Origin of the sequence: Thiorhodococcus drewsii AZ1 (assembly GCF_000224065.1) — a bacterium.
In the GTDB taxonomy this organism is placed as follows: domain Bacteria; phylum Pseudomonadota; class Gammaproteobacteria; order Chromatiales; family Chromatiaceae; genus Imhoffiella; species Imhoffiella drewsii.
The window spans coordinates 66,258-78,614 of the sequence record NZ_AFWT01000009.1 but is presented as its reverse complement, the minus strand read 5'-3'; the positions used below and the strand labels follow the sequence as shown (position 1 = coordinate 78,614).

Sequence of the window (12,357 nt, the reverse complement as noted above, 5' to 3'; positions counted from 1 at the left end):
GTTTGTCTGATGGGGTGTCCGTCTTGGACCGGATGGGAGGACCGACGGACGCTTCTGGTCGTCCGTCGGTCCGAGCTAGGTGTGTGCCGTTCACCCCCGTCCATTTCGATGGGTGAGCCGCCTGTGCGCCTCAGCTGGCCGGCTCGGCTGCGCATCCTTGCTCGGCGGCCGCCTTCTCGTAGAAGCGGATCTTGGGGGCCGCCAGCACGCAGGGTTGGCGTGCGACCACCAGCGAGGTCTCCGGCTTGGCCAGCAGATCGGCGATCAGCGTCTTCATGCCGTCCTCGCGATCGTTCGCGTCGATCACATGCACGTTCTGCACGCCCATGGAGGCCGCGAGCGCCTCGAAACTGATCTTACCGGTCGGCGAGTGATCGAGCAGGCGCCCGGTTCCCGGATGCTCCTGCTGGCCGGTCATGGCGGTGGTGCCGTTGTCGAGGATGAGGACCAGATGGCCGGTCGCTGGCGGGTTGTAGACCATCTCGGCGATCCCGGTCAGCCCCGAGTGCACGAAGGTCGAATCGCCGATCACGCTCACCACGCGCCGCGCCTGATCCTCGGGCAGCACGTGACGCATGCCGAGACCGACGCCGATGCTGGCGCCCATGCAGACGCAGGTGTCCATGGCCGAGAAGGGGGGCAGCACGCCGAGTGTGTAGCAGCCGATGTCGCCTGCGACGATGCAGTCGAGATCCTTCAGCGCCTGGAAGACGGTGCGGTGCGAGCAGCCCTGGCACAGCGCCGGTGGCTTGCCCTTGGGCGGAACCGGCTCGGGGCTGGTATCGCCGGCAAGGATGCGTCGCACGCGCGCCACGTTGAGCTCGCCGAAGCGGTACATCTCGGGTTTACCCTCGGCCGGGATGCCGGCCGCGCGCAATGCGTCGACCAGCATCGGGTCGCCTTCCTCCACCACGACCAGACGCTCGACCCCGTCGGCGAAGGCGCGAATGCGCTCCATCGGTAGCGGGTAGGTCAGACCGATGGTGAGCTGGCGCGCGTCCGGCGCGGCCTCGCGGGCATGCACGGCGGCGATGCCGGTGGCGATGATCCCGAGCTCGGCCTTGCCCTCGTCGAGACGGGTTGGACCTTCCTGCTCGTTCCAGGCCGCGATCTCGGCCAGTTTCTGACGCAGTTTGTGATGCGCCGGCTTGGCATAGGCCGGGATCATGACCCGCGCCGGGATATTGCGCTCGAAACTGGGCTCCGGCTGATCCTGGATGCGTGCGCGCGGGACGACCACCGTCTTGGAGTGGCAGACGCGTGTGGTCAGGCGCAAGATGACCGGGATCTTCCAGCGCTCGGAGAGTTCGAAGCCGAGCCAGGTGAAATCATAGGCCTGCTGGGAGTCGATCGGCTCCAGCATGGGCAGGGCGGCGGCCCGCGCGTAATGGCGGTTGTCCTGCTCGTTCTGACTGGAGGCCATGCCGGGATCGTCGGCCGAGACCAGAACGAGTCCGCCCTCGATATCGGTATAGGCTGCGGTGAAGAGCGGGTCGGCGGCCACGTTGAGTCCAACGTGCTTCATGGTGACCAGGGTTCGCGCCCCGGCGAAGGCCGTGCCCATCGCGACTTCCAACGCCACCTTCTCGTTTGGTGACCATTGCGCCCGTCCGCCGAGGTGGTCGAAGGTTTCGAGGATCTCGGTGGATGGTGTGCCCGGGTATCCCGTCCCCAGCTTTACGCCCGCGTGCAGCGCCGCCAGCGCGACCGCGTCGTCCCCGCTCAGTAAAAGCCGTTCTCCAGTCATGTCTTGGATTGTTCTCGCTGTCTGAATATTACGGTCGCATTATCCGCTGCACCGCTTGGGGGCAGCAACCGCCGTCGTCCCGGGCGATCCTGCGTCATATCAAAAGCCCGCCCGAAAACGTCTTGTGCAGTGCGGTGCTCGAGTGTCCCGGCTCGAAAGGGGTGTACCATACGGCCTCGTCGCCCAGATGTAGTGCATCCCTCCATGTCCGATGGTCTAGACATCGCCTGGCTCCTGCTGTGCTCTTTCCTGGTGTTCATGATGCAAGCCGGCTTTCTCTGTCTGGAAACCGGCTTGGTGAGAACCAAGAACAGCATCAACGTCGCGATCAAGAACATCGTCGATCTCTGTCTCTCCGGACTCGTTTTCTGGTTGTTCGGATACGGCCTCATGTTCGGCGCCTCCCATGCCGGCTGGATCGGTACCGACGACTTTCTGTTCGGAGAGGGCGCTTCGGCGCATTCCATCTGCGTCTTCTTCTTTCAGTGCATGTTCTGCAGTACCTCGGCGACCATCGTCTGCGGTGCGGTTGCCGAGCGCATGCGCTTTCTCGCCTATGTCTTCTCGACCCTCATGATGGTCGCCTTCATCTACCCGGTCACGGGGCATTGGGCCTGGGGCGGTCTGCCGACGGGCGAGGCAACGGGCTGGCTGGCAAGGATGGGGTTCATCGACTTCGCCGGCTCCACCGTGGTCCATGGCGTCGGAGGTTGGGTCGCCCTTGCTGCGGTGCTCCGTCTGGGCGCGCGTCGCGGCCGCTTCGACGTTGAGGGCTTCGTTCTGCAGGGCGGAAACGTGCCGCTGGCGTCGCTCGGTGTCATTCTGCTCTGGTTCGGTTGGTTCGGGTTCAACGGTGGCAGTGCATCCAAGTTGGATGAGACGGTGCCCCTGATCCTGCTCAACACCTTCATCGCCGCAGGCTGCGGTGGGCTTGCGGCGATGTTCTTCGGCTATGTCCGTCTCGGGTATCCGGCGGCACTCGACCTGCTCAACGGGGTCATCGGCGGTCTGGTTGCCATCACGGCCTCCTGTCATCTCCAGTCGCCGCCCATGAGCGCGCTGATCGGCGGGGGCGGCGGGGTCGTGGTGGTGCTGGGCAGCGCGTGGCTGGAGCGGCTGCGGATCGACGATGCCGTCGGTGCCATCCCGGCGCATCTCTTCGCGGGGATCTGGGGGACCTTGGCGGTCGCGCTCTTCGCGCCGGTCTCGGCCTTCGCTCAGACCGGCGGTCGGCTGGAGCAGCTTTGGGTTCAGGGGCTGGGCGTCCTCGTGATCGGGGCCTACGCCTTCTCCGTCAGCTTCGGATTGCTATGGCTGATCGGGCGCTTCTATCGATTGCGCGTGGACGCCGAGTCGGAGCAGGCCGGGCTCAATGTGGCCGAGCATGGCGCCACGACCGAGATCCTGGACCTGCTCATGGAAATGGACAGCCAGAGGCGCCAGGGCGATTTCTCCAATCCGGTGAGGGTCGAGCCCCATACCGAGGTCGGTCAGATTGCGCTCCAATACAATCATGTGCTGCAACGGGTCAACGAGGAGATCCAGAAACGCGAAGACGTGTTGAACGCCTTGACCGCCAGCGAGGGACGCAAGACGGCGATTCTGGATGCGGTTCTGGACTGCATAATCACCATCGATCACGAAGGTCGGGTGCTCGAATTCAATCCGGCCGCAGCGCGGACGCTGGGCTGCTCTCGGCGCAGCGCCATCGGACGCACGATGGCCGAACTCATGATCCCGAGCGAGCGGCGCGAGGGCTTTCTCCAGGCGCTACGCAGCGGTTTCGTCATCGAGGGGCGCTTCCTGCTGGATCAGCGCACCCAGACCATACTGCAGCGGGTCGATGGCGAGAGCTTCCCGGCCGAGGTGGGCATTACCCAGGTGCTCTGTGGGCGCCACCCCGAATACACCTTGCATGTGCGGGACGTGACCCGACAGCGCGAGATCCAGCGCAGGCTGCATCAGCTCGCCCATTACGATGCGCTCACCGGACTCTCGAATCGTCATTTCTTTCGCAACAGCCTGTCGTTCTATCTCATGGCCGAGGCGCCGCGTCAGGTTGCCGTGCTCTTCCTCGATCTGGACCGTTTCAAAAACGTCAACGATACACTCGGTCACCCGGCGGGCGATCAATTGCTGTTGGAGGTCGCGGGGCGTCTGCGTGCCTGTGTCCGATCCGACGATCTGCTGGCCCGCTGGGGTGGCGACGAGTTCATCGTCGCGCTCTTGGGCGTGGAGAGCCAGGCGGCGGTCGAGCAGAAGGCGGGGCAGATCCTGCGCGAGCTCGAGGCCCCGCACCGAATTAGCGAGCGCAGCGTCCGTTCGCCGGCGAGTATCGGCATCGCCTTCTATCCAGAGGGCGGCGGTACTCCGGAGCTGCTGATTCGCAACGCCGACTTGGCGCTCTATCAGGCCAAGAAGGCCGGCCGGAACAACTTCCGGGTTTTCTGTGACGACATGGCCCATCTGTTGACCGAACGTCTTGAGCAGGAGAACGATCTGCGCGAGGCGCTGGAAAACGAGGAATTCGAGCTTTTCTATCAGCCCCAAATCCTGATCGATACGGGGGAATTGATCGGGCTGGAGGCGTTGATTCGCTGGCGTCGGCCCGGTCAGGGTCTGGTGTTGCCCTCGGTCTTCATTCCCGTACTCGAGGAGACCGGCCTGATCGATTCGGTGGGTGAATGGGTGCTGCGTGCCGCCTGTCGTCAGCATGTCGCTTGGGGGGAGCAGGGATTGAATCCGCCTCGGATCGCCGTCAACATCTCGGGGCGTCAGTTCCTTCAGGCCGGTTTCAGCGGCGTCGTTTCGCGCATCCTCGAGGAACAGCGTACACTTTCCGCGTCGCTCCAGCTGGAGATTACCGAGACCATCCTGACCCGCGATACGGTCCACTGCATTGAGACCCTGCGCAATCTGCGCGGGCTGGGGCTGGAGATTGCCCTCGACGATTTCGGGACCGGCTATTCCTCACTCAACTATCTCAAGCGTTTTCCGATCGACGTCATCAAGCTCGACCGCTCCTTCGTGAGCGAGTGCCACCTCAAGGAGGAGGATGCCGCCATCTGTGCCGCCATCATCTCGCTTGGCCGCAGTCTCGGACTCAAGACCGTCGCGGAGGGCGTCGAGGAGCCGGCGCAGCTGGATTTCCTGCGGCGCGAGGGCTGTCTCGCCTACCAGGGCTATCTCTTCAGTCCGCCCCGATCGCCGCAGGAGACGACTGAGCTCCTCAGTGCGCGGGCATGCGAAGAGGTTCCTTCGTTCGATGTCATCGACGATTTCGCGTCAAGCTCTATAGGGCCTTGAATCTGCAGTATGTATTCGCAAGTGTCATGTGCTCCTGGGAAGCGACGCTGTGATACTCTCGATTTCAGCCTGGGGCTACTGCTCCAGGCCCGAATACGTCATGCAGGATTGGACGAACACCTTGAATATGGATGACCGCGATGACAGTGACACAACGATTGATGCTTCTAGTTGGAACTGCGGCGGCGGGGCTGTTGCTGGTCTCTGCGATCGCCGTCTCCCAGATCGGGCGCGTCTATACGGCAGCGAATTTCGCGAACGAGAACACGGTGCCGTCCCTGGTTTCGCTGAACGAGCTGATCTTAGGTGTCGAGCGCGGGCGTATCCGGACGATGCGCCATGTCTTCGTCGCCAACGATGCGGCCTCAATGAGCGAGATCGAGGGGTCGATCGCGGCGGCCGAGCAGGAAACGAAGACGGGATTGGAGCGCTATGAGCGCACGATCCTCACTGAAGAGGATCGTCGACGTTTCGATGAGATTCTCGCTCAGTTCGAGTTGTTCGATGCGGCCCTACAATCCGTGTTGGAGCACTCGCGGTCTGGCCAAAAGGAGCTAGCGCAGGCGCTGTTCACCGACTTCGACGCCAGCGGCAAAAAGCTCGAGGACGAGCTTCATGGCTATATCGATTACAACATCGAGCTTGGACGCGAGGGAGCGAGCGCGGCCGAGCGCACCAAGGACGTGCAGGTCATCGTCATGATCGCCATTGCTGCGGTCACCATCCTGGGGGCCGTTCTCCTGGGCGTTTGGATCACCAGGCGTTTGATGCGTCAGTTGGGTGGCGAGCCGTCTTATGCCGTCGAGATCGCCGGGCGGATGGCCGAAGGCGAGCTGATGGATATCCGTGTGAAGCCTGGAGACACCGAGAGCATCTTGGCTGCCATGCAGCGGATGCTGGTTACCTTCAAGGATTTCATCAAGGCCCAGCGTGAGAATGCCGAGCAGCATGAATTGGGCATGATCGACCATCAGATTCTGGTCGAGCAGTTCCCAGGCGTTTATGGCCAGATGGCGGGCTCGATCAACCAGTTGGTGCGATCGCACATCGACGTCAAGATGCGTGTGGTCGAGGTCGTGAGCCGTTACGCGTTGGGCGACCTGTCCGTCGATATGGACCGTCTACCCGGCCGCAAGGCGCAGATCACCAGCGCGATCGATAGCGTCAAGGCCAGTCTGCAGGCCGTCAACGAACAGATCAAGGGTTTGGTCGAGGCGGCGGTGGTGGGCAACTTCAAGGCGCGTGGCGATGCCGAGCGCTTCCAGTACGAGTTCAAGGAAATGATCGAGGGACTCAATCGCTTGATGAGCATCAGCGATGTGGGGCTCGGCGAGGTCTCGCGCATTCTCGATGCGCTGGCCAAGGGCGATCTGACTCAGCGGATCGAGGGCGATTACCAGGGCACCTTCGGCACCCTGCAAGAGGATTCAAATACCACGGTTGAGCGTCTGCGCGAGGTCGTTGGCCAGATCATTGAGGCCTCACAGGAACTCGACCGCGCGGCCAAGGAAATCGCCACCGGAAATCAGGATCTGTCGAGCCGGACCGAGTCGCAGGCGAGCAGCCTGGAGCAAACCGCCAGCGCCATGGAGGAATTGAGCACGACGGTGAAGCAGAACGCCGAGAATGCCCAGCAGGCGAACGATCTGGCCCAGTCGTCGAACGACACCGTCGCTCACGGCGGCGAGGTGGTGCGACGGGTGGTCTCGACCATGGGCGAGATCAAGACGAGTTCGAGCCGGATTGCCGACATCATCAGCGTCATCGACGGCATCGCCTTCCAGACCAATATCCTGGCCTTGAACGCGGCGGTCGAGGCGGCCCGGGCGGGCGAACAGGGTCGCGGCTTTGCGGTCGTCGCCGGAGAGGTGCGCAGCCTCGCGCAACGCAGTGCCACGGCGGCGAAGGAGATCAAGGACCTGATCGCAGACTCGGCCCAGCGTGTCGAGGAGGGCGTGGTGTTGGCGAATCAGGCCGGGACCGCGATCGATAAGGTGGTGACGAGCTCGCGCCAGGTGGCGTCTTTGGTGACCGACATCTCCCAGGCGAGCCGTGAGCAGAGTTCCGGTATCGACCAAGTGGCCGAGGCGATCGGTCAGATGGATGAAATGACCCAGCAGAATGCGGCCTTGGTGGAGGAGGCGGCTGCAGCGGCGGAGAGCCTTGAGGAACAGACTCAGGGGCTGGTGCGTTCGATGAGACTCTTCCAGCTCGGCGGCGAGGCGGCAAAGCCGGTCGCTGCGACGGCGAAGAGTGCGGTGTCGCCGAGCCCGGTTAAGTCGCCGACGAAGGTTTCCAAACCCTCCTCCCAGACACGCAAGCCTAGCGCGCCGGCTGCCTCGGATGAGGATTGGGAGGAGTTCTAATAAGGCGCTTGCCGAGTGCCTGAGTGTCGCTTGGTGAGGAGGGCGTCGCGAGCGGGTATCGATTCCCGCTCGCGCGCTTGGCAGTGAGCCGATTGGCCGATGGATCGCGGATGCGATTACCAGGTGTAGCTGACCTCGGCGCGGACGAAGAAGGAGTCGTTGCGTCGATTTTCGGCGTAATAGTCGCCCGGCATCAGATACTCGGCAACCAGATGGCCGGCGACATGCTTGTTGAGCTTGGTGCGAATCCAGCCGGTGAAGAGATGGCCGCGGAAATTGTCGTCGCCGCTGATCAGACCAAGTTGCGAGGGATAGCTGGGATATTCCTCCGCCGCCCAAAGCGCGTGATAGTCGAGCGAGACCTTGGTCGTCGAATGGACCTGGGCACTCCAGCCCGCGTTGAGATGATGGAGGTTGGTCGCGCCGGCCACGCGGCTGTCGAGCGGCCACTGATAGATCATTAGCTCGCTCCACTGCGGCCAGCGCGACCAGAGCGGATCGAAGCCCTCGTCGTCCTGGGTGTCCGGATCGTCGCCCGACAGATATTCGTAGCCCAGATGCAGCGCGTTGCTCAGCGGGTCGTTGAAGCTGTAGGTCAGGCGGCTGTTGAGTCCGAAGGCGCTGAGGTCGCGGTCGTTGCGGGTCCCCCATTCATAGACGAATTCGGCGCGCAGACGCAGATTCTCCATCAGCTTGGTGTCTGCACGTGCTCCGAGGGCGTAGATGTCGGCCGAGTTGCTCGGCGAGGCGAATGGATAGCCGTTGTTGACGCGCAGATTGCCAGGCGTGTCGTTCGGCGCGTCGTGCTTGTAGATGAAATAGCCGTCCAGGTCGCCGTCCAGCAGGGACTTGTTGTTGGCGTAGAGGACGACACCGGTTTCGTGCTGTTCGGTCTGGTCTTCGAGTTCGCCGTTGAGCGACTGAGGGAAGCGTCCGGTGTCGGGGTTCTGGTCGATGTAGATGAGGTCGAAGGTGGTGTCGATGGCCTCGGCGGCATAGGTGGCGCGCGCGGCGTCGAAATAGAAGCTTCGGGAACCGTCGAGCGGCGTTCCTTCCAGGATCAGCCAGCCGTTGCCGAGCATGATCTCCTGACGGCCGATCCGCGCTGAGAGCGGCAGGCCGGCGATGTTCTTGGCATCGACGTGCAGGAGGTCGAACAAGATGCCACCGCTGTACCAGTTTTCGAGCGGAGGGTAATCCGATCGGTTCGGCGATTGATAGTGCCGGCCCTCCCAGAGCAGGCGCGCCTTGACCGAGACGTTCTGGTCGAAGGCGTAGTTGCCCCAGAGTCGCGTGCGTAGCCGCTCGAAGGTGCGGTCTGCAGTCTTGCTGTCGGCGTCGAGGCCGACGTTGTCCACGAAGATCTGTCGGAGTCGCACGTCTCCGCCCCAGGTGAATGGCGATGTCGCCTCTTGGGCGATGGCCGTCGTGCAGGAAATCGCGGCGGTCAGTCCTCCTGCCAGGAGTTTTTTTTTCTTAGATGTCATCGTCTACCTTCTTCTCGTCGAGTGCCCATTGGCGATCTTCGGGGGTGACGTCATCGCGTGCGGCATTGCGCCGCACGAGCCCGTAGATCAGGCTCGCAACGGCTGATGCGATGATGCCGAAATAGGCGATCAGAACGAACGGATCATCGATACCAATCATGATTCAGTGCCTCTTCATGGATTCCGTTCGGGAAAACAGTGGCGCAGGTGCTCTGCGCTCGGTGGCTTGGTGACGGCGCTGACCAGGATCAGGGCCAGAAAGGCGGCCGGCAGTGCCACGATGATCGGATCCACCGCCGGCCAGTTCGGATAGTCGGCCAGAATGCTGGTCTTGCCGCCGGTGACTCGCTGAACCAGCCCGATCGCGGCGGCCTCCTTCGATTTCACCAGCAGCAGCCAAAAGAGCGATACGCCCATGCCGACGACCATCGAGGTCAGCGCGCCGGCGCGCGTGACCCGTTGCGAGAAGAGTCCGCCGATATAGGCCGGGAGGAAGCTCGTCGCGCAGAGACCGAAGAAGATCGCGGTGAAGCGGGCGATGATGTATTCCTGGCGTACCGTGTAGCTGATGGACACGGCGATCAGCAGCCCCAGTACGATGGCGAGCCGCATGACCAGCAGACTGGGTTCGCGGCTCTGCCCCTTGCTGCCGACTTGCTCGTAGAGGTCGCGTCCGGCCGCCGTTCCGATGGTGTGGAACTGGCTGGAGATGGTGCTCATGGCCGCCGCCAGCAGGGCGAGGAAGAAGATGACGCCGAACCAGTGCGGCAGCGCTGCTGAGATGAAGGCCGGGATGATCTTGTCGGCGTCGCCCTTGACGTAGGTGAGGGCGGTCGAGCGTCCGCCGACCAGTTCGAAGTCCTGGCTCGAGGCGTCCTGGACCTGGGTGCGTTCGCTGACGATGAGCGCGGCCTTGGCCGGAGCCTGGGTCTTGGGGCTGATGATCGCGACCCAGTCGCCCGCGTCGTTCTGTTTCATCAGCTCGACCAGTGCGCGGTCCTTTTCGGCGTCGATCTCCTTGACCACTTTGCCGTGCAGCATCGGGCCGTGCTGGGCGAACCAGGCGTTCGAGAGGCTTCCGACCAGGAAGGGGGTTCCGGTCATCAGCATGATGAAGATGGCGCCGATCGGCACCGCCCGGTCCAGCTCGCGGCGGCTGCGCACGGTCATGAAGCGCACGATCAGCTGTGGCTGGGCCAGCACGCCGATACCGACGCCGAGGATGATGGAGGTGATGACGATCCACCAGAGATCATAGGTGTGCGACCCCCAGCCGAACGCGGGCATTGCGGTCCAGCCTTCATGCCCCATGTTCTGGAGCGGCGCGGGGACCATGTCGGCCATCTCGGTCAGATAGCGATGACCCTCGGTGATGCCGCCCAGGCTGGAATAGGTGAAGACCAGCAGGAAGATCATGGCGAGGGCCATGATGAGGCCCTGGAATGTATCGGTGTACATGACCGCCTTGAGTCCGCCGGGGATCACGTAGGCGGCGGTGATAACGGCGAAGATGAGCAGGGCGACCTCGAAGTCGATGCCGAATTGGGTCGAGGCGAAGATGCTGCCGCCGGTCATGACTGCGGCCGAATAGAGCGGCATGAACAGAAAGATGAGTGCGCCAGCGAGGATCTGGATACCTCGGCTCTGATAGCGCAGTCCCAGGAACTCGGGGAAGGTGTGTGCTCCGAGTCGATGTCCGAGTCGACGCGTCGGTTCGCCGAATAGGGTGAAGGCGATGAGGATGCCGATCGCGATGTTCAAAAAGGTCAGCCACAGCAGGCTCATGCCGAAGAGGCCGGCGACGCCGCCGAAGCCGACGATGGCCGCTGTCGAGATAAAGGTGGCGCCGTATGAGACCGCCATGATGATCGGATGGGCGGAACGTCCGCCCACCAGAAAGTCGGCCGCCGAGCGGGTGCCTCGATAGCCGAGCCAGCCCAGGTAGCCGGTGGCGAGCAGATAGGCAAGAATGACGAGGATGTCGATCCAGCCTACCGAAGGATTTCCGGCCATGTTTCCCCCTATTTTTGGATTCGTTATGGGTCTTGGTGCGATCGCGGGGGAAAATACATTGTTCACGCACTGTTTTTATATAGATCCAGCGCATGAAAAGGACGTTTTTGTAAACGTTTCGTCCTTATTTGGTGTTTTTCGTGTATCGGGAGTGTCGTTGTGGAGACTTATACGGTCGTCAGACCTGAGCATCTGAACCATTACGGCCACCTGTTCGGTGGCTGTCTGTTGAAATGGGTCGATGAGATCGCCTGGATTGCCGCCAGCCGGGACAATCCGGGGTGTCGTTTCGTGACAGTCGGCATGGACCGCGTGGAGTTTCATAAGGGCGCGCGCCAGGGGGTGGTGCTGCGCTTCGAGGCGGTCGAGAGTTGTCGAGGGCGAACGTCCTTGACCTATTCGATCCAGGTCTTTGCGGACGACTTGGAAACGGGTGTCGAGGAGTCGATCTTTTCGACCTGCATCACCTTCGTGCGGCTCGATGAGTCCGGCCACAAGCTGCCTTTACCCTGAGGATCGGGCAGCCAGACTTGCAGGGAAGATTCAGGGGGGCTGGCCGTTCAGGATTCGGCCGCTGCGCCCCTCTCCCCAGGGTGGGGAGAGGGGCTTGCCTTCGTCAGACGCCTTGGAGGGCGTGGGTCGGCTGGTGACGCTTCTTGAAGGGGGCGCGCCCGATTCTGACCCGGGAAACGAAAGACATCTCGTCTGTCAGGCGCTCATCAACGACCGCGCTTGGTAGCGATGGTTGCGCGGGTCATGATCAGCATGAGAGCGGTGAGAACGAACGCCGCGACGGCGATTCCGATAATCATGCTCATAGGCTTGGTTTGGGCATCGGCGATTCCGAGTCTATCGCCGATGGGCTGCAGGACGGCCGCATTGCCTGGAGCCGTCAGCAGATAGCCGCAGAGGCAAAGGAAGGCACCATAGAGGACCATCTTCCAGTCCATGGTGATTCCGGAGACGATCATGACGAGTGCGACCAGGAAGATGAGTGTGAGTGTGGCCTTCTGAGCACCGAGCGCGGTGTCGATTCCCATCGTCTGGAACAGCATGAGCAACCAGATGAAGCCGCCCCAAATGATGGCCTGCTTGATGAGATAGAAGAGGCGCCACTGTCCGTTTGCGTATGTGGTTCCCCAGCCCGAGATCAATGCGATGATGGCGGCGAAGGGAACGAAGTATTCCCAATATCCGACCGTGCTGGCCATGTCGTCGCGGGTGAGTGCGAAAAGTGCGACGGTGCAGACATACAGAATCACGAATGGCAGGAGCGCGAGTATCAGCGAACTTTGTTTTTTACCTGCATTAGACACGACGAACCCTCCTGAAATGGGTCAGTGTGGTGAATGGCCGATGGCCTTCTGGAACTGCGCGCGAGACCATCGATGCGTCAAGCGTAACGATCTTAACCCTTACCGAAACCACGTGTTAAGGA

The 12,357-nt window shown here is 62.3% G+C and carries 8 protein-coding genes; 3 read left to right on the top strand and 5 right to left on the bottom strand.

Annotated features, from left to right (window positions below; translation table 11 throughout):
* Positions 1-130: 130 nt before the first annotated feature.
* Entirely contained in the window at positions 131-1,747 is a 1,617-nt protein-coding gene (locus THIDRDRAFT_RS07820) for a thiamine pyrophosphate-dependent enzyme (RefSeq protein ID WP_007040296.1), read from the bottom strand.
* Between the two features lie 204 nt (positions 1,748-1,951).
* Between THIDRDRAFT_RS07820 and amt the strand changes: the two genes are divergently transcribed.
* Together amt and THIDRDRAFT_RS07810 are read left to right on the top strand one after the other, a co-directional pair.
* Positions 1,952-5,053 (top strand): ammonium transporter, encoded by a 3,102-nt coding sequence (gene amt, locus THIDRDRAFT_RS07815; RefSeq protein ID WP_007040295.1) that lies wholly within the window; start codon positions 1,952-1,954, stop codon positions 5,051-5,053.
* 140 nt (positions 5,054-5,193) lie between these two features.
* Positions 5,194-7,419, top strand: a complete 2,226-nt coding sequence (locus tag THIDRDRAFT_RS07810) for a methyl-accepting chemotaxis protein (protein ID WP_007040294.1) — start codon at positions 5,194-5,196, stop codon at positions 7,417-7,419.
* Positions 7,420-7,535: 116 nt separating this feature from the next.
* Here THIDRDRAFT_RS07810 and THIDRDRAFT_RS07805 read toward each other — a convergent pair whose 3' ends face one another.
* The 3 genes from THIDRDRAFT_RS07805 to THIDRDRAFT_RS07800 are packed head-to-tail and all read right to left on the bottom strand — an operon-like array spanning position 7,536 to position 10,919.
* The gene (locus THIDRDRAFT_RS07805) at positions 7,536-8,906 is read right to left on the bottom strand and encodes an alginate export family protein (protein ID WP_007040293.1); all 1,371 of its coding nucleotides are present in this window, start codon (positions 8,904-8,906) and stop codon (positions 7,536-7,538) included.
* Positions 8,896-9,066 (bottom strand): symporter small accessory protein, encoded by a 171-nt coding sequence (locus THIDRDRAFT_RS26365; RefSeq protein WP_007040292.1) that lies wholly within the window; start codon positions 9,064-9,066, stop codon positions 8,896-8,898. Before THIDRDRAFT_RS26365 ends, THIDRDRAFT_RS07805 begins: the two co-directional genes overlap by 11 nt.
* A 14-nt stretch (positions 9,067-9,080) precedes the next feature.
* On the bottom strand, positions 9,081-10,919 hold the full coding sequence (locus THIDRDRAFT_RS07800; protein WP_007040291.1) for a sodium:solute symporter family protein: 1,839 nt from the start codon (positions 10,917-10,919) through the stop codon (positions 9,081-9,083).
* Between the two features lie 159 nt (positions 10,920-11,078).
* Between THIDRDRAFT_RS07800 and THIDRDRAFT_RS07795 the strand changes: the two genes are divergently transcribed.
* Positions 11,079-11,432, top strand: coding sequence for an acyl-CoA thioesterase (locus THIDRDRAFT_RS07795; RefSeq protein ID WP_007040290.1), 354 nt, complete (start codon positions 11,079-11,081; stop codon positions 11,430-11,432).
* 206 nt (positions 11,433-11,638) lie between these two features.
* On the opposite strand, the gene THIDRDRAFT_RS07790 is transcribed toward THIDRDRAFT_RS07795, so the two are convergent.
* On the bottom strand, positions 11,639-12,235 hold the full coding sequence (locus tag THIDRDRAFT_RS07790) for a hypothetical protein (protein WP_007040289.1): 597 nt from the start codon (positions 12,233-12,235) through the stop codon (positions 11,639-11,641).
* Between the last annotated feature and the right edge of the window lie 122 nt (positions 12,236-12,357).